We start from the raw sequence: 22,767 nt of genomic DNA, 5'->3' as shown, positions 1-22,767 counted from the left end.
AGACGACGAGGCGATGCTATCAGGCGAGATCGACCATGCCGGCTTCGACAAGCGCGCGATGGAAGCTCCTTTTGCGTGGCGAGGCGCTGTCGAAATAAGGCGCCGCGCAATCGTGCAACAGAGCGGCACGGGTGGCGAAGATGGGGTCCAGCGGCAGTCCGGCGGCTTGCAGCGTCAATGTCGATAGGAAGGCGCTATCGAGCACGGGTGGTGCGGCGAGATCGTTTGGCAGCGAGCAGTTCACCGCCTCGACCGTATAGAATGTCCATCGCAAAACCGGATCCGACGGCGGCAGTCCGGTAAGCGTCGTGGTGAAGGACGGCTGGTGATCGCCGTAGCGCACGATGACGGCGGGCTGGCCGCTCAGCATGATTTCGAGCTGCTCGCGGAAGGCGTCGTAGGCCGCGACGCTCTCGGCCAGCCTTACGGCGTATTCGCCATAGGAGGGAATACCTGTCGCCGCCACGGCCTCGCGGCGCAGGTCCGCATGACGCTCGATCGGAAAGATCCGGCGGCGGTGATCACCATGGTTCATCAAAGTCGTGATCGACAGGAAGCAGGAGGCGCCGCCCTGCAGGCGGTTCGTGAGCTGCCCGCGCGCGTGGTCGTAGAGTTGCTCGTCATGATTCTCGCGTTTCCAGCGCGCTGCGTCGAACGGTGGCGGCAAAGTCTCGGCGTAGCTGACCACGTCAAACCCGGCCGATCGGTAGAATCGGCCGCAATTGACGAAGGAGGGCCGGTCGCAACTGATGTGGGACGTGCTGTAGCCCAACCCTTTCAGCGCCAATGGAAGCGTATGCCGCACGCGTCCGCTGAGCAGATGGAAGACATAGCGGCTGTCATTGCCGAAGGAGAGCGAGGAGAGGCCGGTCAGCACGGAAAACTCGGTCTGCAGGGTGCTGCCGCCGAAGACATCGACATGCAGCGCCCCTGAAAGGGCGCCCGGTGGCGTGAAGAACCGCTCGAACGTGTTGCTGATCGGAATGCCCAACTGCCTCGGATCGAAAGTCGATTCGTGCATGATCATGACGATGTGCGGCATTCGCTCGCCCGCTGGCCGTTTTGACGGCACGGGTGGCAAGAGCGGCAGGGCTTCCTTGTCGATGTCGATGAATGCCGGCCGCCGGGAGGGGCCGGCGCCGAACCATGAGGCGACGAAGGCGGAAAGATGAAACCGACCGTCGGTCAGATGGTGAAAGCGAAACCGCTTCGGGCCGCCGCTTGCCCAGAGCACGCACAGATAGACAAAAGCTGCCACGCAGAACAAGGCAAACCGCTGTGGGAGTGGCATTGCCGGTTCGGCGAGTGCCAGCGCCAGCGCAATTATTCCCAGCACGATCGTGATCATGGCGGCGAGAGCCGGGATGGTCATGCGCGCATGATCGGCAAGCACGCTTCGAAAGCTGGTCGCGGCGAGGTGGTAGATGTCACCAGCGAGAAAATTGAAGCCGAGATGGCGATATTTCAGCTTGGAGACGATGCCGATGATCGCCGTCAGCATCAGCGCCGCCCACAGGGCGACGATATTGCCCGCAAAGGGGAGATGCGTGAGGCCGAACAGAAGAAAGAAGGTCGCGAAACCGAGAGGCCAGGCGGTGCGCCTGCCCTCGAGCCAGGCAACCAGTGGCGGCGCGACCACCAGCCCCGCTGCACCGAGCCATTGCCCGACACCCAGAGATGCCAAACCCTGCATTCTACCCCCAGGATGCTTGCGCACCCATGCCCGGGGCATGACTTAGCGGATTCCAGCCGGACGGTAAACGGTGACCAGTGGAATGCCGAAAGGCGGCTAGTCCTCGAGATCCTTGCGGAACGGCGTATGCTCTTCCAGGTATTCACCCATCCGCTCGACCTCGCGGCGCTCGCGCCTGAGATAGTCGGCGACCGCGTTGCGCAGCCCTGGATGCGAGATGTAGTGCGCCGAATGCATCGTCACCGGCCGGTAGCCGCGCGCCAGCTTGTGCTCTCCCTGCGCGCCTGCCTCGACCACCTTCAGCTTGCGTTCGATGGCGAAGTCTATGGCCTGGTGGTAGCAGACCTCGAAATGCAGGAAGGGGTGGTCCTCGATGCAGCCCCAGTTGCGGCCGTAGAGCGCGTCCGAGCCGATGAAATTGATGGCGCCGGCAACGTAGCGGCCGCCGCGCTTGGCCATCACCAGCAGAATGTCGTCAGCCATGCGCTCGCCGATCAGCGAGAAGAACTGGCGGTTGAGGTAGGGGCGGCCCCATTTGCGGCTGCCGGTATCCATGTAGAAGGCGAAGAAATCGTCCCAGGCCTTTTCGGTCAGGTCCTTGCCGGTCAGCCAGTCGATCGAGATACCATCGGCAAGCGCTTCGCGCCGCTCTTTCTTCATCGCCTTGCGCTTGCGCGAGGCAAGCGTGGCGAGAAAGTCCTCATAGGTCGCAAAACCTTCGTTGAAGAAATGGAACTGCTGGTCGGTGCGATGCAGGAAACCCGCCGCCTCCAGCGTCACGACGTCACTCTCCTGCGCGAAGGTGACATGCGCCGAGGACACGCCGAGCTTGTCGGTGACCATCTTCAAACCGGCGGCAAGCCCGGCTTTTGCCGCTTCGGGATCCTCGTGCCTGCCGACCAGCAGGCGAGGGCCGGTGACCGGGGTAAACGGCACGGCGCATTGCAGTTTTGGATAGTAACGTCCACCGGCGCGTTCGAAGGCATCGGACCAGCCATGATCGAACACATATTCGCCCTGGCTGTGCGATTTGAGATAGCAGGGAACCGCACCGAGCAGCCTGCCTTGCGCGGTCTCCAGCCGCAGATGGTGTCCTTGCCAGCCGGTGCGCCGCACGGCACAGCCGGAATCTTCAAGCGCGCTTAAAAAGGCGAATGAAACGAGTGGGTTGTACCCATTTTTGGTATCGTCACGTGTGGTGCCCGCGAACCCGTTCCATTCATCGCGCGTGAAGGAGCCTATGCTTGCGGCGACGCGGATCGAATAGTCCGCGTTCGCTGTTTGCCCGTCGCCTTCGTCGCCCTGATCCATGAGGCTTATTTAAGCTCCATCCGAGCCGCTACAAGTCACGTTTCGGGCACTCTCATCAGGCAACTTTCATCAGGTCGGGCTCGAACCCCTCGAACGTCATCTGATCGGCATATTTCACGGTGAGATCGATCGCGGGCTGGTCATGCACCGTCCAGGTGATGACAGGCATTTTGAGTTTTTCACGCACGAAGCTGACGAACGGATTCGGCAGATCGCCGGCGGCGTAGGACGTGAAGGAGAGCTCATGTGCCAGCATGGCGAAATGCGCCTCGATCAGCTTGCCGTCCTTGCCGTACGCGGTCAATCCGGCCGGAATGCCGGGAGCATGCTTCGGGAAGTCGCGGATCAGCCAGTGATCGAACGACATGATCGCCGCCTTGCCCTTGTAGCGCTTCAGCATCTTGCCGACGCGCGCCACCAGGCCTTCGTCGCGACCCGGAATGCCTTTCAGTTCGATAACCATCGGCACGCGGCCGTCAACAAGGTCGAGCGCTTCCTGCAGCGTCGGCACGTGGTCCGCCGTGCCGCCGACCTTGAGCGCGGTGAGTTCAGCCGCGCTACGCTGCCAGACGAAGCCGTCCTCTCCGGTCAGCCGTTTCAGGTCGTCGTCATGGATGACGATGGGAACACCATCCGACGACAGATGCACGTCGCATTCGATGGCATAGCCGCGTTCGGCGGCCGCCTCGAAAGCCGAAAGCGTGTTTTCCCAGCGCGTCTTGTTCATGTCGTGGAAGCCGCGATGGGCCACGGGCCGGGCGATCAGCCAGGAAAGATCGGTCATGTCAGGCTCACTCGACTTCGAAGATCGCTTCGATTTCCACCGCCGCGTTAAGCGGCAGCGAGGCGGTGCCGACGGCCGAGCGGGCGTGCTTGCCACGCTCGCCGAGCGCCGCGACCAGGAAGTCGGAAGCGCCGTTGGCAACCAGATGCTGCTCGACGAAATCGGCCGTCGACGCGACGAAAACGGTGATCTTCACCAGGCGGCGGATCTTTTCGAGATCGCCCAGCGCGGCCTTGGCCTGAGCCAGGATGTTGATGGCGCAGTATTTCGCCGCGTCCTTGCCGGCGGCGGTGTCGACGTCGCGGCCGAGCAGGCCGCTCGCCTGCAGCTTGCCATCCTTGAGCGGCAATTGCCCGGCGGTGAACAGCAGGTTGCCGGTCCTGCAATAGGGCACGTAGTTGGCGGCGGGCGCGGCGGCGACAGGAAGCGTGACGCCCAGATCACTTAGCCGCTTTTCGATTGTTTCACTCATTGCTTTTCCCTATTGCTTGAAGGCGCCGCGCTGGCCGGGCCGAAATTGCTATTTTTGCCTCGCTTCCGCCACGACTTTTTTTAAGCTGGACCATCTTTCCCTGCGGCCTGTCATCAGCCGCGACGATCGGAGTACCTCATGCGCGCAACGCGCCTTGCATTCCACGCCGTTCTTTTGTCGGCGCTGTTCCCCGTAGGCTCCGCTTTCGCCGTACCGGCCTTGCAGGCGCATCGCGCCGTCTACGACCTCACCCTCAAGAAGGCGGATGACCGGTCCGGAATTACCGGCATCACCGGCCGCATGGTCTACGAATTCAATGGTTCCGCCTGCGAAGGCTATACGGTGAAGTTCCGCTTCGTCACCCAGATCGCCACCAACGACAACACCAAGTTGACGGACCAGCAGACGACGACGTTCGAGGACGCCGAGGGCAAGACGTTCTCCTTCGTGACCAAATCCTTTGTCGACCAGAATCTGGACAAGGAGGTCAAGGGTGTGGCGACGAAGAATGCCAAGGGGCTGAAGGTCGACATCGACAAGCCGGAGAAGAACAGCCTGGAACTCGCGGCCACCCAGTTTCCGACGCAGCACCTGGTCGAACTGATCGCCAAGGCCGAGAAGGGCGAGAACTTCTACCAGACCAACCTGTTCGACGGTTCCGAAGACGCCAACAAGGTGATGACCACCACCGTCGTCGTCGGCAAGAAGACCGAAGCCGACAAGGCCGACCCGGAAGCGCCCGCGCTGGCCAAGCTCGCCACCGACAAATACTGGCCCGTCGACATCGCCTATTTCGACGACAGCGCCCAGAACGGCGAGGAAGTGCCGGAGTACCGCATCAGCTTCAAACTGCATGAGAACGGCATCACGCGCGACCTGGTCATGGACTATGGCGACTTCTCCATGACCGGCAAGCTGGTCAACCTGTCGCTGTTCGACCAGACGAAGCCTTGCCCCGTCTCGAAATAGCGACCGCGTTCCCTGCGGCTATCCGGTGGCAGTCTACGTCGATGCGGCGATATGGAAGTGGGCCGGCCATCGCTGGTGCCACCTGATGGCCGACGACACCGACGAACTCCACCGGTTCGCAGCACAACTCGGCGTCAAGCGCTCGTCCTACCAGGGGCCACCCAAGACATCGGCGCCGCATTATGACATAACAGGCTTCGAGCGCGACCGCGCCGTGCGGCTCGGCGCCGTCGAATGTAGCCGCGAGGAGATCGTCGCGATTTTCCGCCGCGTGCGGGTGCCCAACGGAAAGGCCCGGTCATGACACCAACAGCATTCCTGGCTTACTGCGCCGCTGTCACGCTTGCGGCGGCGACACCGGGGCCAGCCATGTTCACGGTCATCACCAATGGCGTGTCACGCGGTTTCCTTCGCGCCTTCATCGCCGGTGTTGGGGTCGCCGCCGGCGATGCCGTGCTGGTTACCTTGGCGTTGCTCGGGCTGGTGGCGCTCGCCCAGACATTCGAATGGATATTCCTGCTGCTGAAATATGCCGGCGCCGCCTATCTGATCTTCCTCGGCGTCAAGATGTGGCGCGCTTCGGCCGGTGCGTCGCATGAACCGCAGACGGTCGAGGCGCGGTTGTCGCGGTCTTTCTTTCTCGGCGCGTCCATCGCCTTGGGAAATCCGAAGGCGATCCTGTTCCATGCCTCGATCATGCCGCTCATCCTCAATCTCGACACCATGACCTTTTTCGACGGCCTGCTGGTTGTGGCCGTCGTCATCAGCGTCAACATCCTTACCATGGGAATGTACGCGGCGCTTGCCGGCCGGGCCTCCGGCTGGTTCAGAACCCCGAAGCGCATGCGCCTGATGAACAGGTTTGCCGGCAGCGCCATGATCGGCACCGGGGCGCTGATTGCCGCACGCTGAGCGTTAGAGCGGCACACGGCTTGCGTTTATCGCGCTTCCCCTCTATATGCGCGCTCATTCCACACACGGACTTTGGTGTCTGCCCGGGAGAAATCCGGCTGAAACCTCCGGTGGCGTTCGAGGACTTGGTCCAAAAATGCCTGTGTCCGTGGAGGCTAACCGGAAAGGAAAATGAGAATGGCACTGCCTGATTTCAGCATGCGCCAGCTTTTGGAAGCTGGCATTCACTTCGGCCACCAGACCCACCGCTGGAACCCGAAGATGGCGCCTTACATCTACGGCGCCCGCAACAACATCCACATCATCGACCTCTCGCAGACGGTGCCTTTGCTGCACCAGGCGCTGAAGCAGGTTTCCGACACTGTCGCCAAGGGCGGCCGCGTGCTGTTCGTCGGCACCAAGCGCCAGGCATCCGACATCGTCGCTGACGCCGCGCAGCGTTCGGCCCAGTACTACGTCAACTCGCGTTGGCTCGGCGGCATGCTGACCAACTGGAAGACGATCTCGAATTCGATCCAGCGCCTGCGCAAGCTCGACGAGATGCTGGCCGGCGAAGCCCAGGGCCTCACCAAGAAGGAACGCCTGAACCTCGATCGCGAGCGCGAGAAGCTCGACAAGGCGCTCGGCGGTATCAAGGACATGGGCTCGACGCCGGATCTGATGTTCGTCATCGACACCAACAAGGAAGCGATCGCCATCCTCGAGGCCAAGCGCCTCGGCATCCCGGTCGTCGCCATCATCGATTCGAACTGCGATCCGGACAAGATCGACTTCCCGATCCCCGGCAATGATGACGCCGCGCGTGCCATCCAGCTCTATTGCGACCTGATCGCCAAGGCCGCCATCGACGGCATCGCCCGCCAGCAGGGCGCGCTGGGCGTTGACATCGGCGCCTCGGTCGAAGCTCCCGTCGAGCCGGCGCTCGACCCGGCTCCGGCTTCGGAAGCCCCGGAAGCCTGATAATCGAAGGCCGGTCCACGGCCTTCATCTTTCTCATATTTTGGCACGCCAAACAGACGCATCATCGAGATTCGATGGTGCGTCGGCGCATTTGAAACAAAGAGGCGACAATGAGCATTTCGGCTGCACAGGTCAAAGAACTCCGCGACTTGACCGGCGCGGGCATGATGGACTGCAAGGCTGCGTTGAACGAAACCAACGGCAACATGGAAGAGGCCGTTGACTGGCTGCGCAAGAAGGGCATCTCCAAGGCCGACAAGAAGGCCGGCCGCACGGCAGCCGAAGGCCTGATCGGCGTCGACGCCGGCGTGCGCGAGGCCGCGGTCGTCGAGGTCAACTCGGAAACCGACTTCGTTGCCCGCAACGCCGCCTTCCAGGAAATCGTCGCCAACGTCGCCAAGGTGGCGCTCGCTTACGGCGCGACCGAAGCCGTCGCAGCGGCGAAGTATCCGGGCTCCGACAAGTCGGTCACCGACACCATCAAGGATGCCGTCGGCACCATCGGTGAGAACATGGGCTTCCGCCGTTCGGCCAAGCTCACCGTTCCGCACGGCGCAGTCGCGACCTACGTCCATAACGCGGTTGCCGACGGCCTCGGCAAGCTCGGCGTGCTGGTGGCCATCGAGACCACCGGTAACGAGCACGCGGCCAATGCGTTTGCCCGCCAGGTCGCCATGCATGTCGCCGCCACCAACCCGATGGCGCTGACCGCCGAGCAGATCGATCCGGCCGCCGTCGAACGCGAGAAGGCGATCTTCTCCGACCAGGCGCGTCAGTCGGGCAAGCCGGAAGCGATCATCGAGAAGATGGTCGAGGGCCGTCTGCGCAAGTTCTACGAGGAAGTCGTGCTCCTGAAGCAGGCCTTCGTGCTCAATCCCGACATCACCGTCGAGAAGGCGCTGAAGGATGCCGAAAAGGAAATCGGCGCTCCGGCAAAGATCACCGCTTACCTGCGCTTTGCGCTCGGCGAAGGCATCGAGAAGGAAACGACCGATTTCGCGGCCGAGGTCGCGGCGGCCGTCAAGAAGTAAGCTTATCGCTTTATTCTGACAGTGTTTTTCGGCCTGATGTCCGTAGGGATGTCAGGCCGATTTCGTTTGCGGTGTCGATGAAGGCCCTGAGCTTCGGCGCCATCGAGGCACGACGCGGGAAATAGAGAAACAGTCCGGGCTCCTCTATCGCCGTCTGCGGCAGGATCTGGACGAGGCGGCCGGCGGCGATGTCCGCGCGCACCAGCGGCTCGAAGACATAGGCAAGCCCGACGCCTGCGAGCGCCAGATCGATGGCGGCAATCGAATCCGTGACGATAACCGTGCCGCGCGTCTCGGCCACGATATCCTTGCCGTTGTCGCTCAGATCCCAACGGTAGAGCGCTCCGGAGCGAACCAGCCGGTAACCGATGCAATTGTGGTTCGCGAGATCGGCGATGCCAAGCGGGCGGCCGCGCCGCCCGATATAGGCAAGCGAGGCGACGATGACCGCCTTGAACGGCTGGGTCAGCCGCACCGTGACCATATCCTGCGCGATCATTTCGCCCAGCCTGATACCGGCGTCGAAACCTTCGCCGACGATGTCGATCAATCCCTGGTCGGTCAGCAACTCCACCGTCACATCCGGATAACGCTCCGCCATCGCCGCGACCACTGATGTAACCGCCAATGGGAGGGCAATGGTGGGGACATTGATCCTGAGCAGGCCGGAAGGGCGTCCTTTGATGCCGCGAATGCGGTCCATCCGCTCGGCAATATCCTGAAGGGCAGGGGCTGTCGTCTCCACCAGCGCCTTGCCGGCCTCGGTCAGCGAGACGCTGCGTGTCGTGCGCGCAAACAGCGGTTGCCCGATGCGCTCTTCCACCAATCGCACCGCGTGGCTGACCGCCGAGGGGCTCATGCCGAGCTCGGCCGCGGCGAGCGCGAAGCCGCCGCGCCGGGCGACGGCGACGATGACAGGCAGGTGGCTGAGGAGATCCCTATCCATTCATGCATGATATCGCATGGCCTTTGCAGACAATGCAATCTTATCGAGGAACGTTCTCCGGGCCATACTTCCTCAACAAGCGGCGTCGAGCCGGTTCACTGAGGAGATAGAGACATGAGCGCCTTGAAACATGAGACATTTGCAGCAGGCCTGGTGCTGGCGCCGATCGATGCCGGCGGGGCCGAACCATCCGACTGGCGCGCATTGGCCGACGAGAGGTCCGTGATCCGCATCGCCGACGCCATCGATCGCGCAGTCGACACACAGGACTGGAAACTTGCCCGCAGCTACTTCGCGGACAAGGTCACAGCTGATTTCAGCAGCCTTTCAGGACAGCCCGCCGCCACCATTCCTTCAGACGATCTGATCGGCGCCTGGGCCGGCAACCTCAAGGGCAGCAAGACCAGCTTGCATCTGCGCACCAACCATCAGGTGGTGCTTGATGCCGATGCCGCCACCGTCCGTTCCAATGGCTATGCCTGGAACAGGATGGAAGGCAATGGCGATCAGCTCTGGGAGGTCTGGGGCACCTATGAACACCACCTGACGCGCTCGGCCGGCGGCTGGAAGGTCGACGGTTTTACGTTCCGCAAGACGCATGAGCGCGGCAACCCTTGGGTCAAGACGACTCCCGGCCAGTGATTGTCAGCGTCAATCGAGCAGCGATCGGAAAAGACAATGACGATGAACTACTACACACTCGGCAACAGCGGCCTGCGCGTCAGCCGGCTGGCGCTTGGCACCATGACCTTCGGTACCGAATGGGGCTGGGGCGCGGATAGGGAAACCGCCCGCTCGATATTCGACGCCTATGTCGAGGCCGGCGGCAATTTCTTCGACACGGCCGACCTTTATACCAACGGTACGGCGGAGGCCTGGCTGGGTGAATTCGTTGCCGAACGGGGTTTGCGCGACAAGGCGGTCATCGCCACGAAGTTCACCATGAATTCGCATCCCGGGAACCCTAATGCCGGCGGCAACGGCCGCAAGAACATCATGCGCGCCGTGGATGCTTCCCTGAAACGGCTCGGGACCGATTACATCGACCTCTACCTCATGCATGTCTGGGACAGGCTGACACCGGCCGAGGAGGTCCTTCGCACGCTGGATGATCTGGTGCGGACCGGCAAGATACGTCATGTCGGCCTGTCCGACGTGCCTGCCTGGTACGCCGGCCGCGCCCAGGCCATCGCCGAATTGCGCGGCTATGAGCCGGTTTCGGCGCTGCAGCTCGAATACTCCCTGGCCGAACGCGCCATCGAGCATGAGTTCGTTCCATTCGGGACGCGTCACGGCGCCGGGATCATGGTCTGGAGCCCGCTGGCCAGCGGCTTGCTCAGCGGCAAATACAGGGCGACGCCGGATGGCAACGCCGGCAGGCTCGATGGTTTCCGTAACACCACCCACCCGGGATTCCGGAAGTTCAGCGAGCGCAACTGGGCGATCGTCGCGGAACTGGACAAGGTGGCTGCCGAACTCGGCCGCAGCATGGCCCAGGTCGCGGTCAACTGGGTCGCGACACAGCCAGGGATCGCGTCGGTCATTCTAGGGGCGACGAAACTTTCCCAGGTCGAGGATAATCTCGCGGCACTCGATTTCTCCATTCCCGCCGCGCTGCGCCGGCGGCTGGATGAGGTGAGCAGCACGCCGGCGCCTTTCCCGCATTCCTATTTCGGTCCCGAGATTCAGGTTCGGGTCGCCGGCGGTGTCGTCACCGGCGACAAACCGCTCGGCTATTCGCTGCCGGTTGTTGTCGAGGGCGACGCCGTCGCCATCAGCAGTAACTGATCGCAAAAGCCTGGAATTTTGCACAGGGGCGCGGCGTGACATCGCTGCGCCCTTCGTGTATCCGGTCAACCCGTCATGACAGCACCGCCGGGGCGAACAGAGGGCCTTTCCGCCTTCAGAATTTGCCGCGCCGCGATTTTCGAGGAACCAGATGACGGTAAAGCCCCTCTACCGACGTGTCCTGCTGAAAGCTTCTGGCGAGGCGTTGATGGGCGAACAGCATTTCGGCATCGACGTTTCCGTCGTCGACCGCATCGCGGCTGACATCGCGGAGGCCCGCGAGATGGGCATCGAGGTGGGTGTCGTCATCGGCGGCGGTAATATCTTCCGCGGCGTGGCCGTCGCCTCCAAGGGGGGAGACCGCGTCACAGGCGACCACATGGGCATGCTTGCCACGGTCATCAATTCGCTGGCGCTGCGGACGTCGCTCAACAAGATCGGCGTCGACGCCGTCGTGCTGTCCGCCATCGCCATGCCCGAGCTTTGCGAAAGCTTTTCGCAGCGCCAGGCTACCGCCTACATGAACCAGGGCAAGGTGGTCTTCTTTGCCGGCGGCACCGGTAATCCCTTCTTTACCACTGATTCGGCGGCGGCACTCCGTGCGGCCGAAATCGGCGCGGATGCGCTGTTCAAGGGTACGCAGGTCGACGGCGTCTACTCGGCCGACCCGAAAAAGGACCCGAACGCGACGCGTTTCGAGCGCATCAGCCATGCCGAAGTCATAAAACGCGGCCTTTCCATCATGGATACGGCCGCAATTGCACTTGCGCGCGAAAACAACATTCCGATAATCGTCTATTCGATCCACGAAAAGGGTGGTTTCGGCGATATTCTGAGGGGCGGCGGCCGTTGCACGGTCGTCGCGGACGATTGATCTGGAGCCTGATCCGGGAAGGAAACCGGGTTTTTGAAATCAGGCTCGAACAAGGGGTATTTGCCCCGAGGCATGAACCCGCGTCAGACGGGTCGAGGAGACTAAGATGAGTGGTGAGTACGACGATCTGAAGCGGCGCATGGATGGGGCGATCGCCGCGTTCAAACATGATCTGGCTTCGTTGCGGACCGGCCGTGCCTCCAGCAACCTGCTCGACGCGATCCAGGTGCAGGCCTATGGCACCACCATGCCGATCAACCAGGTGGCCAACGTTACGGTGCCCGAGCCGCGCATGATCTCGGTGTCGATCTGGGACAAGTCGATGGTCAGCGCCGTCGATCGCGCCATCCGCGAGTCCAATCTGGGCTTCAACCCCATCGTCGACGGCACCAATCTCAGGATCCCGCTGCCCGAGCTCAACGAGCAGCGCCGTAAGGAACTGGTCAAGATCTCGCATGGCTACGCCGAGAACGCCCGCGTCGCCGCGCGCCATGTGCGCCGCGACGGCATGGACTTCCTGAAGAAGGCGGAAAAGGACGGCACCATCAGCGAGGACGACCAGCGCAAGCGCTCCGATCAGGTGCAGAAGCTCACCGACGAAACCATCAGCACCATTGACCATCTGCTTTCCGACAAGGAAGCTGAAATCATGCAGGTTTAGGGTTGGCCTTCCGCTGACCCGAAAGCGAGACCATGGCAACGCCCGCGCATGTCGCGATCATCATGGATGGCAATGGACGCTGGGCCAAGGCGCGCGGCATGCCGAGGCTCGCGGGTCATCGCGCCGGGGTGGAGGCGTTGCGCAAGACGGTGCGCGCCGCCCCTGATCTCGGCATCTCCTTCCTGACCGTCTACGCTTTCTCCTCGGAGAACTGGTCGCGGCCCAAGTCCGAGGTCAGCGACCTGATGGGCTTGTTGAAACTGTTTATCCGCCGCGATCTGGCCGAACTGCACCAGAGCGGGGTTCGCGTCAAGATCATTGGCGACAGGGCAGGGCTGCAGGCCGACATCAGGGGACTGCTCGACGAGGCCGAATCGCTGACGATGCACAACACGTCGCTGACGCTGGTTATCGCCTTCAACTATGGCGGGCGCGATGAAATCGTGCGCACGGCTCGCAAACTGGCCGAAGCCGTGGCTCGGGGCGAAATGGACAGCGAGTCGATATCGGCCGAAAGCTTTGCCGGCGCTCTCGACACGCAAGGCATCCCGGATCCCGAACTCGTCATACGCACCAGCGGTGAGCTTCGCCTGTCCAACTTCCTCTTGTGGCAGGCCGCCTACAGCGAGCTTGTCTTCCTGCCATGCTACTGGCCGGACTTCAGCCGGGAGCACCTGGCGGAGGCCTTGCGCGAGTTTTCCGGCCGCGAGCGCCGTTTCGGTGGCCTGGGCCCGCAAGACGTTGCCTCCCGGCCCGCAGCGGGATGAGCAACCTTCAGCTCCGCGTCATTTCGGCGATCGTGCTGGCCATCGTCGCCCTTGGCCTGACGTGGCTTGGCGGTCTGCCTTTCCGATTGCTGTGCGCGGCCATGGCGGCAATGATCTTCTACGAGTGGACGCGCATGTCACGGTCCGCCGCGACCAATGGGCTCGGCTTCCTGCCGGAAGCGGCGGCGGTCGCCTTCATCGCCGCCTTGATCGCCGGGCTTCCCGCATTCTGGTTGCTGTCGCTCGTCGTGATTCTGGTTGCGCTGACAGCGGTCGCGGCAAGGGTTCGCGGGGCGGGCCAGTGGGACGCGGGTGGTCTTGCCTATGCCTGTGTGTCCGGCCTGTCGCTTGCCCTGCTGCGCGACGGTGACCATTCGGGCCTTGTCGCCATCCTGTTCCTGTTCGCTGTTGTGTGGGCGACGGACATTTTCGCCTATTTCGTCGGGCGTGCCGTTGGCGGTCCCAAACTGGCGCCGTCGATTTCCCCCGGCAAGACGCGCAGCGGCGCGCTCGGCGGCGCGGCCGGAGGTGTTGTCGCCGGGCTTGCCCTGGCCGCCATCGCCGGAGCCGGCAACCTGCCGTTGCTCGGGCTTGTGGCGCTCGTGCTTTCAATTGTCGCCCAGGCTGGCGATCTGTTCGAATCCTGGGTCAAGCGGCGACATGGCTGCAAGGATTCGGGCGTGCTTATCCCTGGCCATGGCGGCGTCATGGACCGTGTCGACGGGCTTGTCGCGGCAGCACTTGCCCTATACGTGATCGGCTGGATTTCGGCGGGCGCCGATCATCCGGCACGGGGGCTGTTTCCCATTTGAACGGTGTCTTTCCACGATCTGGCGGACGTGCCTTGGATTCGCCTGGATTGATGTCACAGTCACGGCGCGACCGCGGAAGAATTTGAGGGCCTGAGTTGAACGAGATTCTTCACGCGATTTTCAGCACCGAAGGGTTCTTTCTCGGCACGCTCGTGCCGTTCCTCTTTGTGTTGACCGTGGTGGTGTTCGTCCACGAAATGGGCCACTACCTCGTCGGCCGCTGGTGCGGCATCGGCGTCAGGGCCTTCTCGATCGGTTTCGGCCCCGAACTTGTCGGCTTCAACGACAGGCACGGCACGCGCTGGAAACTTTGCGCCATACCGCTCGGCGGCTATGTCAAATTTGTCGGCGACATGAACGCCACCTCCAGTCAGCCGACCTCGGAAGAGCTGGAAACGCTGACCGACGACGAACGCAAGGTTGCTTTCCACACCCAGGCGATCTGGAAACGCGCGGCCACGGTGGCGGCCGGGCCGCTGTTCAATTTTCTGCTGACGATCGTGGTCTTTGCCGTGCTGTTCGCCGCCTACGGGCGTTATGTCGCGGAGCCGATGGTAGCCGAAGTTACCGCCGACAGCCCGGCGGCCAAAGCCGGCATCCTGCCCGGCGACCGATTCGTCAGCGTCGACGGCAGCAAGGTGGAAACCTTCGGCGATGTGCAGCGGCTGGTTTCGGGGCGTGCCGGCGACATCATTACCTTCGTCATGCTGCGCAACGGCAAGGAAGTCACCGTGACCGCGACGCCGCAGTTGATGGAGCAGGAGGACGCGCTCGGCAACAAGGTCAAGGTCGCGGTGATCGGCGTCGTCAACAACAAGGAGCTCGGCCAGCCCCGGCTCATCACCTACACGCCGGTCGGCGCCGTCGCGGCGGCTGTCGAGGAAACAGGCCATGTCATCGAGCGCACCGGCCAGTTCCTGCAGCGTTTCGTCGTCGGCCGAGAGGACAAGTGCCAACTGGGCGGTCCCGTCAAGATCGCCGACATGGCAGGCAAGGCGGCGAAGCTCGGCTTCGAATGGCTGGTGCAGCTCGTCGCGCTGCTGTCGGTCGGCATAGGTATTCTAAACCTTTTGCCGATTCCCCCCCTCGACGGCGGCCATCTCTTGTTCTACGGGGTGGAGGCCGTCATTCGCCGGCCGGTGTCGGAACGGATGATGGAAATGGCCTATCGGGCCGGTCTGCTCCTGGTGCTGTGCTTCATGGGTTTTGTGTTCTGGAACGATCTGTTTGGGTGCTGAAATCATGAAGGAATTTGGCTTTGGCATGGTCGATGTTGAGACGCCGTTTACCATGCACGGGGATATGAGTGACGCGAAAGCCACGCAACAGGGTTAAGTAAATACAAATTAACCAGAAGCCTTGCGTGTAGGGAAAATCCGGTTAATACGGTAGGGGAAACGACCGCACGTCCGGTTTTCTCGCCGTGGGGACTACGAGAAAAGGTTATTAAGCCCGATGAAGGCAGCATCCAAGTTTCTGAGCGCCGCGTCAGCGGCGGCACTGTCCGCCGCTCTGGTCGTACCAGGTGCGCTCGCAGTGCAGTTCGTTGCCACATCGGCGGCCGAGGCCGCTGTCGTCAGCAGGGTGGAAGTGACTGGCAATCAGCGCGTCGACGCTGAAACCATCCGCAACTACATCACCATCAAGCCCGGCAAGGCTTTCTCCAGCTCCGACATCGACGCCGCGGTCAAGGCGCTGTTCGGCACCGGGCTGTTCTCGGATGTCCAGATCAACCAGGTCGGCTCGACCCTGGTGGTCAAGGTTTCCGAATACAAGGTCGTCAACCAGGTGTTGTTCCAGGGCAACAAGAAGCTCAAGGACAATGCGCTCCAGATCGCGGTTCAGCTGAAGCCGCGCGGTACGTTCTCGCAGGCGACGCTCGATTCGGACGTCGAGGCGATCAAGGCCGCCTACCGCCGCATTGGCCGTGATGATGCCGGAGTGACCACGCAGGTCATGGACCTCGGCGACAACCGCGTGAATGTGCTGTTCAAGATCACCGAAGGTGACCGCACGCAGATCGCCGCCATCAATTTCGTCGGCAACAGTGCCTATTCGAGCCGCCGCTTGTCGGATGTGATCAACACCAAGCGCTCGTCGTGGCTTTCGTTCATCCTGCGTGATGACGTCTATGACGATGACAAGCTGCGCGCTGACCAGGAACTGCTGCGCCGCTTCTACTACAATCACGGCTATGCTGATTTCCAGGTTGTGTCCGCTGTCGGCGAGCTCGACAATGCGACGAACAAGTACACCGTCACCATCACCGTCCAGGAAGGTGAGCGCTACAATTTCGGCGACATCAGCGTCGAGAGCACCATTCCGGAAGTGGATTCGAAAGCGCTGGAATCGGTGGTCGAAACCCGCAAGGGCGACGTCTACAACGCCAAGAACGTTGAAGATTCGATCATCGCGCTGACCGAAAAGGTTGCCGGTTCCGGCTATGCGTTCGCCCAGGTGACGCCGCGCGGCGACCGCAACTTCGAAAACCACACGATTTCGGTTGTCTATACGGTCGACCAAGGCACCAAGGCCTATATCGAGCGCATCGAAATTCGCGGTAATGATCGTACGCGCGACTATGTCATTCGCCGCGAGTTCGATGTCAGCGAAGGTGATGCCTTCAATCAGGTGCTCATCCAGCGCGCGAAAAAGCGCCTGGAGAACCTTGATTACTTTACGTCGGTCGATATCTCGACAGTGCCCGGCTCGCAGCCAGACCAGGTCGTTCTCGTGGTCACGGTTGTCGAGAAGTCGACCGGTGAGTTCTCGATCGGCGCCGGCTATTCGACCGGTGGCGATGCGGCAGGTCCGACCGTTGAAGGATCGATCACCGAGCGAAACTTCCTCGGCCGCGGCCAGTTCATCAAGCTGTCAGCGGGCGGCGGCAAGAATTCGCGCGACTACAGCCTGTCGTTCACCGAGCCGTACTTCCTCGGACGGCGCATTTCCGCCGGCTTCGACATCTTCAAGTCGACGCGGGAATACAACAACAACTACGACAGCGACACGACTGGCGCGACCGTCCGCTTCGGGCTGCCGATCACCAACAGCATCACGACCCAGCTTGCGTACAACATCTCGCAAGAAAAGTATAAGGTCGACGATAGCTGCTTGACCAATGGCGCCTATATTCCCGGTAGCCCTTGCAATATCTCTACAGCAATTCTGAACGGCATAGATCAGAGCCCGTGGATCAAATCGTCCGTCAGCCTTGGGCTGGTCTATAACACGATCGATGACATGAAGAACCCGCATGAGGGTATCTATGCCAACACGAGCGTGGAAGTCGCCGGCCTTGGTGGCGACGCCAAGTTCGTGAAGCTCACGGCACGCGGCAGCGTGTATCAGACACTGTCCGAATCGCTTGACCTTGTCGGCCTGATTTCGGGTGGCGCTGGTCATGTCGAGGGTTATGGCAATGATGGCCTGCGCATCTTCGATCAGTTCCAGAGCTCGGACCGAATGATCCGAGGCTTTGCCTACAACGGCATCGGCCCGGTGGACCCAAGTACGGGAGACCATCTCGGCGGTACGACCTATTTTAATGCTTCTGCGGAGGCTCAATTCCCGTTGCCAGTTGTCCCTGAGAGCTTTGGCCTGCGTGGGGCCGTGTTTGCGGATGCTGCCACCCTGTATGGTAGCGCCATCAAAACATCCTTCGTGCAGGCATCCACTGATATGCAATTGCGCGCATCGGTGGGTCTTGGCTTGATGTGGGCTTCGCCGTTCGGCCCGATCCGTATCGACTATGCGATCCCGGTCAAGAAGCAGGCAGGCGACGACGTGCAGGAATTCAACTTCGGCATATCGACCCGCTTCTGATCGGCGGCCAACGATGCTCCCGGGTTCTCGTGATCCGGGAGAAATGTTCCGACCTAGCTGGATATAGCTTCTGGAATGACCGAACCGGTGTTCTTCGCGCCATCACGCCGGTATACGGCGGCCGAAGTCGCGAATCTGACCGGCTCCACGCTCGTCGATTCCGGCCAATCCGACGTTTCCATCGAAGCGCTCGCGCCAGCCAGTGAAGGTGGCGCCAATGCGCTCGTCTTCGTCGACGGCAGGCGCAATTCCGCGCTCATGCCGTCGTTGCGGGCGGCTGCGGTGCTGTGCCCGGCCGAGTTTGCCAACAAGGCGCCTGATGGCATAGCGGTCCTGGTACATCCGCGTCCGCAGCAGGCATTCGCGCTGGTCGGCCGATTGCTGTTCCCCACAGCCGCTACGCCGGGGCCGATGACCGGCGAGACCGGTGTTTCACCGCACGCCCATGTCGATCCGACCGCCCATGTCGAAGCCGGTGCCATCATTGAGGCGGGCGCTGTCGTTGGACCCGGCGTCTCGATCGGCCGCGGCACCGTCATCGCGCCCAACGCGGTCATTGGACAACTGTGCCAGATCGGCCGCGACGGCTATATCGGCCCGGGCGCAAGCATCCAGTATGCGCTGATCGGCAATCGGGTCATCATCCATGGTGGCGCCAGGATAGGCCAGGACGGATTCGGCTTTGTCGGCGGCGCCAAGGGGCCGGAACGTGTTCCGCAGATCGGTCGGGTGGTCATCCAGGACGACGTCGAAATCGGCTCCAACTCGACTGTCGACCGCGGTGCGATGTCCGATACGGTCATCGGGCAGGGCTCCAAGATCGACAATCTCGTGCAGATCGCCCATAACGTCCGTATCGGGCGCAATTGCATTGTAGCCGGGCTTTCGGGTATCTCCGGTTCCGTGGTCGTGGGTGACAATGTCACCATGGGCGGCGGTGTCGGGCTCGCGGATCACCTGACGATCGGCACTGGGGCCAAGCTTGCGGCCAGAAGTGGATTTATGAGCAACGTTCCCGCCGGCGAGATCTGGGGTGGTTATCCGGCACAGCCGATGGCGGAGGCCATGCGGGAAATAGCCATGTTGCGCACGATGGCCAGGGCACGCAAGCAGGGCAAGGACAATGGCTGACATGGTGGCGGCAACGACGCTGGAGGCGGTTGACATAATGGGGCTGATGAAGCTCCTGCCGCATCGCTATCCGTTTTTGATGATCGACCGCATCGTCGACATCGAGGGCAATGATTCCGCTATCGGCATCAAGAACGTCACCATCAACGAGCCGCATTTCCAGGGGCATTTCCCGGAGCAGCCGGTGATGCCGGGCGTGCTGATCGTCGAGGCGATGGCGCAGACGGCAGGCGCCATCTGCATCCGCAGCCTTGGGGCGTCGAAGCCCTCGCTGGTCTATTTCCTGACCATCGACAACGCCAAATTCCGCAAGCCCGTGGTGCCCGGCGACCAGTTGAAGATCCACGTCAAGAAAATCAAGATGCGCGGCAACCTGCTCAAATTCGCCTGCGAAGCCATGGTCGAAGGGACCAGGGCGGCCGAGGCCGAGATTTCAGCCATGATGGTCACCGGCGACTGACGATCGAGTGCTTATGAAAATCAAGACTTCCATCCACCCTTCCTCCGTTGTGGAAGAAGGCGCTCAAATCGGCGAGGGCGTTCGCATAGGGCCGTTCTGCCATGTCAGTGCCGATGCCGTGATCGGCGATGGCGTGGAACTGGTCAGTCACGTCTCGGTGATGGGGGCGACCACGATCGGGGCGTCGACCAAGGTCTATCCGATGGCGACACTGGGCGCGCCACCGCAGAACACCAAGCATAAGGGTGGACGCACGACGCTGGTCATCGGCGCCAACTGCACCATCCGCGAAGGCGTGACCATGCATGTCGGCACCGACACCAGCCGTGGCGAGACGACGGTCGGCGACAATGGCAATTTCCTTGCCTATGCCCACATCGCCCATGACTGCGTTGTCGGCAAGAACGCCACCTTCGCCAATGGCGCGACGCTGGGCGGACATTGCGAGATCGGCGACAACGTCTATATCGGCGGCCTCAGTGCCGTTCATCAATTCGTGCGTGTTGGCGACAACGCCTTCCTTGGCGGATGCTCGGCTTTTGTGGGTGACGTCATTCCCTACGCGATTGCCGTTGGCAATCGCGCCTCCTTGCGCGGCCTGAACATCATCGGCCTCAAGCGTGCTGGTCTGCCGCGTTCCGAAATCTACCTGTTGCGCAAAGCCTACAGGACGATTTTCGACCGCTCCCGCACCGTCGGTGAGAACATCGAATTCGCCAAGGCCGAGTTTGCCTCTTCGCCGACCGCCATGAAGATCGTCGATTTCATCTCAAGTCGCGGCAAGCGGCACTATGCGGTGCCATCGCTCAAGGGCGGCGATGGCGACGATACCGATGACGAAGGCTGAGACAGCCGCCGCTGGTCTTCACCTTCCGCCCGGCGCCAGGGTTGGCATCATTGCCGGCGGCGGCAGTCTTCCGGTCGAAGTGGCACATGGCTTGGCCGCTCACGGCTACCCTCCTTTCGTCCTGCTGATGGAGGGGGAAGCCGATCGCAAGCAGGACCTGCATCGCTATGAGCACGACAGCCTCGCGCTGGAGCAGATCGGTTCGCTGGTGCCGACGCTGAAGCGATACGGGATCACGCATCTGGTTTTGGCCGGCGAGATCAAGCGCAGGCCCCAATTGGCCAGGATCCGGCCTAGCCTTGGCTTGCTGGCGATCATACCTTCGGTGATCATGGCCTTGGCGCGCGGCGACGACGGCCTGTTGAAGGTTGTGACGCGAGGACTGGAGAAGCGGGGCATCAAGGTGATCGGCGCGCATGAGGTCGTTCCCGAACTCGCGGCCGGCGAAGGCACCCTTACCGCCACGGAACCAAAGCAATCGGACTGGCGCGATATCGAGGCGGCGCGGCAGGCTGCGAAGGCGATCGGGGCGCTCGACATCGGCCAGGCGGCGATCGCCATAGGCGGACGGACGATCGCCCTGGAAGGTGTCGAGGGCACGGCAGGGTTGCTCGAGAGGACGCGGGAACTGCGCGGCCACGGTCGGCTCGCGGGCAAAAGCCGCGGGGTGCTGGTGAAGTGCGCCAAGCCCGGCCAGGAGCTACGCGCCGATCTCCCGTCCATCGGCCCACAGACAGTCGAAGCCGCGCATGCCGCCGGGCTTGCGGGCATCGCTGTCGAGGCCGGCCACTCTCTGATTCTTGAAGGCCCGGCAACCATCGCGCGGGCCAATCAACTCGGCCTATTCATCGTCGGCCTGCCGGCATCGGAGACGCGGCATGGCTGACAGGGCGCTGAAGATCGCGATCGTCGCGGGCGAGGAATCAGGCGATCTGCTCGGCGCCGACATCGTGCGTTCTTTGAAGGCATCGACAGGCCGCGAGGTACAACTCGTCGGTCTTGGGGGCCGCCATCTGCAAGGGCTTGGGCTGGTTTCGCCTTTCGATGCCGGCGAGATCGCGCTCATGGGTTTCAGCGCTGTGTTGCGCGATCTGCCGCGCCTCATCAAACGGATCGGCCAATTGGCCAGATCTATCGCAGACGAAAAGCCAGATTGCCTCATCACCATCGACAGCCCGGATTTTTCCTTGCGCGTCGCCAGGAAAGTGCGGGCTGCCAATCCGTCCATCCCGATCGTCCACTATGTCTGCCCCAGCGTGTGGGCGTGGCGGCCGGGCAGGGCGGCAGCGATGAAGCCTTATGTCGATCATATCCTTTGCATCCTGCCATTCGAGGTCAAGGAACTGGAACGGCTGGGCGGCCCGCCCGGCACTTATGTCGGCCACCGCCTGACGCATGACGCGGGCGTGCTTGCGGCCGCGAAGGCGCAGGAACTGCCACGCGACCTTGCTCCGGATCGTGTCAAGACCTTGCTCGTCTTGCCGGGTTCGCGGCGCGGCGAAGTGCGGCGGCTGATCGAGCCGTTCGGCGAAACGGTATCGATGCTGCGCGCGCGTGGGCACCGGCTGCGGTTGCTTTTGCCGACGGTTCCGCACGTCGCCGATCTCGTCAAATCCTCGGTAACCCGGTGGGACGAGAAGCCTGAAATTATCGTCGATCCCCAGCGAAAGTGGCAGGCTTTCGGCAAGGCCGATGCCGCACTGATCGCGTCGGGAACAGTATCCCTGGAACTGGCGCTGTCCGGCGTGCCGATGGTGTCCTGCTATCGGCTCGACCCTGTCGCGCGGGTCGTGGCGCCATATCTGGTATCCGTCTGGTCGGCGCTGCTGCCCAACCTGATCTCGGATCGTGCGCTGATCCCGGAATTCTACAACGAGTACGTCAAGCCGAACAATCTGGCACGCCAGTTGGAAGCGCTATTCGCCGACACCGGCATGCGCGCCTGGCAGAAGGATGGCTTTGCCGAGATCGCGCGGCGCATGGCGACGGACAAGCCTTCGGGCGAGATCGCTGCGCAGGTGGTGATGGGGTGTATCAGGAAGGCAGTAGGCAGTAGGCAGTAGGCAGTAGGAGCGGGCTCATTGCCTATTCGCTACTGCCTAACCCCTACTGCCCAATCCCTAGTATCTATCTCTTTGCGATCGGCACGTAGTCGCGTTCCGGCGCACCGGTGTAGAGCTGGCGCGGACGGCCGATCTTCTGGCGCGGATCCTCGATCATTTCCTTCCACTGCGCAATCCAGCCGACGGTGCGGGCGACCGCGAACAGCACGGTGAACATGGTGGTGGGGAAGCCCAGCGCCTTCAGCGTGATGCCGGAGTAGAAGTCGACATTCGGATAGAGCTTCTTCTCGATGAAGTAGGGATCGGTCAGCGCGATCTTTTCCAACTCCATGGCAATGTCGAGCAGCGGATCGTCCTTGATGCCGAGTTCGCCCAGCACCTCATGCGCCGTCTTCTGCATGATTTTCGCACGAGGATCGTAGTTCTTGTAGACGCGGTGGCCGAAGCCCATCAGGCGGAAC

Annotated in this window: 24 protein-coding genes; 18 read left to right on the top strand and 6 right to left on the bottom strand. The window is 62.2% G+C overall.

The genetic code is table 11. The features are described from left to right. Positions 1–19 precede the first annotated feature (19 nt). The 4 genes from J0I79_RS14530 to J0I79_RS14515 form a co-directional block, all read right to left on the bottom strand. Positions 20–1,693: a sulfatase-like hydrolase/transferase gene (locus J0I79_RS14530; protein ID WP_292859598.1), complete on the bottom strand. Its 1,674-nt coding sequence runs from the start codon at positions 1,691–1,693 to the stop codon at positions 20–22. A 96-nt stretch (positions 1,694–1,789) separates the two neighbouring features. Further along, complete coding sequence (locus tag J0I79_RS14525; RefSeq protein ID WP_292859595.1) at positions 1,790–3,004, bottom strand: GNAT family N-acetyltransferase; 1,215 nt, start codon at positions 3,002–3,004, stop codon at positions 1,790–1,792. A gap of 55 nt (positions 3,005–3,059) precedes the next feature. After that, entirely contained in the window at positions 3,060–3,788 is a 729-nt protein-coding gene (locus J0I79_RS14520; protein ID WP_292859592.1) for a glycerophosphodiester phosphodiesterase, read from the bottom strand. Positions 3,789–3,795: 7 nt separating this feature from the next. Next, positions 3,796–4,260, bottom strand: a complete 465-nt coding sequence (locus J0I79_RS14515; RefSeq protein WP_292859589.1) for a RidA family protein — start codon at positions 4,258–4,260, stop codon at positions 3,796–3,798. Between the two features lie 138 nt (positions 4,261–4,398). On the opposite strand from J0I79_RS14515, the gene J0I79_RS14510 reads away from it, so the two are divergent. The 5 genes from J0I79_RS14510 (at position 4,399) to tsf (ending at position 8,132) form a co-directional block, all read left to right on the top strand. Continuing rightward, complete coding sequence (locus J0I79_RS14510; RefSeq protein WP_292859586.1) at positions 4,399–5,229, top strand: cell envelope integrity EipB family protein; 831 nt, start codon at positions 4,399–4,401, stop codon at positions 5,227–5,229. Positions 5,230–5,254: 25 nt separating this feature from the next. Next, positions 5,255–5,533, top strand: a complete 279-nt coding sequence (locus J0I79_RS14505; RefSeq protein ID WP_292859583.1) for a DUF4031 domain-containing protein — start codon at positions 5,255–5,257, stop codon at positions 5,531–5,533. Next, positions 5,530–6,141 carry a LysE family translocator gene (locus tag J0I79_RS14500; protein ID WP_292859580.1) on the top strand — a complete coding sequence of 204 codons (612 nt, stop codon included), beginning with the start codon at positions 5,530–5,532 and terminating at the stop codon, positions 6,139–6,141. The genes J0I79_RS14505 and J0I79_RS14500 overlap by 4 nt, the downstream gene beginning before the upstream one ends. A gap of 177 nt (positions 6,142–6,318) precedes the next feature. After that, positions 6,319–7,101 (top strand): 30S ribosomal protein S2, encoded by a 783-nt coding sequence (rpsB, locus tag J0I79_RS14495; protein WP_023777441.1) that lies wholly within the window; start codon positions 6,319–6,321, stop codon positions 7,099–7,101. A 110-nt stretch (positions 7,102–7,211) separates the two neighbouring features. After that, complete coding sequence (tsf, locus tag J0I79_RS14490) at positions 7,212–8,132, top strand: translation elongation factor Ts (protein WP_292859576.1); 921 nt, start codon at positions 7,212–7,214, stop codon at positions 8,130–8,132. Positions 8,133–8,142: 10 nt separating this feature from the next. Here the strand turns inward: tsf and J0I79_RS14485 are convergent, their stop codons facing one another. Beyond that, positions 8,143–9,078 carry a LysR family transcriptional regulator gene (locus J0I79_RS14485; protein WP_292859573.1) on the bottom strand — a complete coding sequence of 312 codons (936 nt, stop codon included), beginning with the start codon at positions 9,076–9,078 and terminating at the stop codon, positions 8,143–8,145. Positions 9,079–9,192: 114 nt separating this feature from the next. On the opposite strand from J0I79_RS14485, the gene J0I79_RS14480 reads away from it, so the two are divergent. From J0I79_RS14480 to lpxB, 13 genes are all read left to right on the top strand, one after another. After that, on the top strand, positions 9,193–9,720 hold the full coding sequence (locus tag J0I79_RS14480; protein ID WP_292859570.1) for a nuclear transport factor 2 family protein: 528 nt from the start codon (positions 9,193–9,195) through the stop codon (positions 9,718–9,720). Between the two features lie 36 nt (positions 9,721–9,756). Next, positions 9,757–10,866 carry an aldo/keto reductase gene (locus tag J0I79_RS14475; RefSeq protein WP_292859568.1) on the top strand — a complete coding sequence of 370 codons (1,110 nt, stop codon included), beginning with the start codon at positions 9,757–9,759 and terminating at the stop codon, positions 10,864–10,866. 151 nt (positions 10,867–11,017) lie between these two features. Further along, on the top strand, positions 11,018–11,740 hold the full coding sequence (pyrH, locus tag J0I79_RS14470; RefSeq protein ID WP_292859565.1) for a UMP kinase: 723 nt from the start codon (positions 11,018–11,020) through the stop codon (positions 11,738–11,740). Between the two features lie 106 nt (positions 11,741–11,846). Further along, positions 11,847–12,401 (top strand): ribosome recycling factor, encoded by a 555-nt coding sequence (frr, locus tag J0I79_RS14465; RefSeq protein ID WP_292859562.1) that lies wholly within the window; start codon positions 11,847–11,849, stop codon positions 12,399–12,401. Between the two features lie 32 nt (positions 12,402–12,433). Beyond that, positions 12,434–13,168, top strand: a complete 735-nt coding sequence (locus J0I79_RS14460; protein WP_292859560.1) for an isoprenyl transferase — start codon at positions 12,434–12,436, stop codon at positions 13,166–13,168. Continuing rightward, positions 13,165–13,980, top strand: coding sequence for a phosphatidate cytidylyltransferase (locus tag J0I79_RS14455; protein WP_292859558.1), 816 nt, complete (start codon positions 13,165–13,167; stop codon positions 13,978–13,980). Before J0I79_RS14460 ends, J0I79_RS14455 begins: the two co-directional genes overlap by 4 nt. Before the next feature lie 95 nt (positions 13,981–14,075). Next, positions 14,076–15,218: an RIP metalloprotease RseP gene (gene rseP / locus J0I79_RS14450; RefSeq protein WP_292859556.1), complete on the top strand. Its 1,143-nt coding sequence runs from the start codon at positions 14,076–14,078 to the stop codon at positions 15,216–15,218. A gap of 217 nt (positions 15,219–15,435) precedes the next feature. Beyond that, positions 15,436–17,805, top strand: a complete 2,370-nt coding sequence (bamA, locus tag J0I79_RS14445; protein WP_292859553.1) for an outer membrane protein assembly factor BamA — start codon at positions 15,436–15,438, stop codon at positions 17,803–17,805. Positions 17,806–17,880: 75 nt separating this feature from the next. Further along, positions 17,881–18,936 (top strand): UDP-3-O-(3-hydroxymyristoyl)glucosamine N-acyltransferase, encoded by a 1,056-nt coding sequence (gene lpxD / locus J0I79_RS14440; RefSeq protein ID WP_292859550.1) that lies wholly within the window; start codon positions 17,881–17,883, stop codon positions 18,934–18,936. Then, on the top strand, positions 18,929–19,396 hold the full coding sequence (gene fabZ, locus J0I79_RS14435; protein WP_292859547.1) for a 3-hydroxyacyl-ACP dehydratase FabZ: 468 nt from the start codon (positions 18,929–18,931) through the stop codon (positions 19,394–19,396). Before lpxD ends, fabZ begins: the two co-directional genes overlap by 8 nt. Positions 19,397–19,409: 13 nt before the next feature. Further along, positions 19,410–20,243, top strand: coding sequence for an acyl-ACP--UDP-N-acetylglucosamine O-acyltransferase (lpxA, locus tag J0I79_RS14430; protein WP_292859544.1), 834 nt, complete (start codon positions 19,410–19,412; stop codon positions 20,241–20,243). Further along, the gene (locus J0I79_RS14425; protein ID WP_292859541.1) at positions 20,230–21,129 is read left to right on the top strand and encodes an LpxI family protein; all 900 of its coding nucleotides are present in this window, start codon (positions 20,230–20,232) and stop codon (positions 21,127–21,129) included. The genes lpxA and J0I79_RS14425 overlap by 14 nt, the downstream gene beginning before the upstream one ends. Beyond that, complete coding sequence (gene lpxB, locus J0I79_RS14420; RefSeq protein ID WP_292859538.1) at positions 21,122–22,306, top strand: lipid-A-disaccharide synthase; 1,185 nt, start codon at positions 21,122–21,124, stop codon at positions 22,304–22,306. Before J0I79_RS14425 ends, lpxB begins: the two co-directional genes overlap by 8 nt. A gap of 64 nt (positions 22,307–22,370) precedes the next feature. On the opposite strand, the gene J0I79_RS14415 is transcribed toward lpxB, so the two are convergent. Then, positions 22,371–22,767 (bottom strand): citrate/2-methylcitrate synthase (locus J0I79_RS14415; RefSeq protein WP_292859535.1); only part of this gene is annotated, 397 nt, incomplete at its 5' end.

The organism is Mesorhizobium sp. (assembly GCF_017306585.1).
Taxonomy (GTDB): Bacteria; Pseudomonadota; Alphaproteobacteria; order Rhizobiales; family Rhizobiaceae; genus Mesorhizobium.
The sequence above is the reverse complement of the archived record's forward strand: the minus strand, read 5'-3'. Positions and strand labels throughout refer to the sequence as shown.

What these genes read in the sequence shown, in the direction of transcription:
- J0I79_RS14530 (WP_292859598.1), bottom strand. Translation starts at nt 1,693, where the DNA reads ATGCAGGGTTTGGCATCTCTGGGTGTCGGGCAATGGCTCGGTGCAGCG.
- J0I79_RS14525 (WP_292859595.1), bottom strand. Translation starts at nt 3,004, where the DNA reads ATGGATCAGGGCGACGAAGGCGACGGGCAAACAGCGAACGCGGACTAT.
- J0I79_RS14520 (WP_292859592.1), bottom strand. Translation starts at nt 3,788, where the DNA reads ATGACCGATCTTTCCTGGCTGATCGCCCGGCCCGTGGCCCATCGCGGC.
- J0I79_RS14515 (WP_292859589.1), bottom strand. Translation starts at nt 4,260, where the DNA reads ATGAGTGAAACAATCGAAAAGCGGCTAAGTGATCTGGGCGTCACGCTT.
- J0I79_RS14510 (WP_292859586.1), top strand. Translation starts at nt 4,399, where the DNA reads ATGCGCGCAACGCGCCTTGCATTCCACGCCGTTCTTTTGTCGGCGCTG.
- J0I79_RS14500 (WP_292859580.1), top strand. Translation starts at nt 5,530, where the DNA reads ATGACACCAACAGCATTCCTGGCTTACTGCGCCGCTGTCACGCTTGCG.
- rpsB (WP_023777441.1), top strand. Translation starts at nt 6,319, where the DNA reads ATGGCACTGCCTGATTTCAGCATGCGCCAGCTTTTGGAAGCTGGCATT.
- tsf (WP_292859576.1), top strand. Translation starts at nt 7,212, where the DNA reads ATGAGCATTTCGGCTGCACAGGTCAAAGAACTCCGCGACTTGACCGGC.
- J0I79_RS14485 (WP_292859573.1), bottom strand. Translation starts at nt 9,078, where the DNA reads ATGGATAGGGATCTCCTCAGCCACCTGCCTGTCATCGTCGCCGTCGCC.
- J0I79_RS14480 (WP_292859570.1), top strand. Translation starts at nt 9,193, where the DNA reads ATGAGCGCCTTGAAACATGAGACATTTGCAGCAGGCCTGGTGCTGGCG.
- J0I79_RS14475 (WP_292859568.1), top strand. Translation starts at nt 9,757, where the DNA reads ATGACGATGAACTACTACACACTCGGCAACAGCGGCCTGCGCGTCAGC.
- pyrH (WP_292859565.1), top strand. Translation starts at nt 11,018, where the DNA reads ATGACGGTAAAGCCCCTCTACCGACGTGTCCTGCTGAAAGCTTCTGGC.
- frr (WP_292859562.1), top strand. Translation starts at nt 11,847, where the DNA reads ATGAGTGGTGAGTACGACGATCTGAAGCGGCGCATGGATGGGGCGATC.
- J0I79_RS14460 (WP_292859560.1), top strand. Translation starts at nt 12,434, where the DNA reads ATGGCAACGCCCGCGCATGTCGCGATCATCATGGATGGCAATGGACGC.
- J0I79_RS14455 (WP_292859558.1), top strand. Translation starts at nt 13,165, where the DNA reads ATGAGCAACCTTCAGCTCCGCGTCATTTCGGCGATCGTGCTGGCCATC.
- bamA (WP_292859553.1), top strand. Translation starts at nt 15,436, where the DNA reads ATGAAGGCAGCATCCAAGTTTCTGAGCGCCGCGTCAGCGGCGGCACTG.
- lpxD (WP_292859550.1), top strand. Translation starts at nt 17,881, where the DNA reads ATGACCGAACCGGTGTTCTTCGCGCCATCACGCCGGTATACGGCGGCC.
- fabZ (WP_292859547.1), top strand. Translation starts at nt 18,929, where the DNA reads ATGGCTGACATGGTGGCGGCAACGACGCTGGAGGCGGTTGACATAATG.
- lpxA (WP_292859544.1), top strand. Translation starts at nt 19,410, where the DNA reads ATGAAAATCAAGACTTCCATCCACCCTTCCTCCGTTGTGGAAGAAGGC.
- J0I79_RS14425 (WP_292859541.1), top strand. Translation starts at nt 20,230, where the DNA reads ATGACGAAGGCTGAGACAGCCGCCGCTGGTCTTCACCTTCCGCCCGGC.
- lpxB (WP_292859538.1), top strand. Translation starts at nt 21,122, where the DNA reads ATGGCTGACAGGGCGCTGAAGATCGCGATCGTCGCGGGCGAGGAATCA.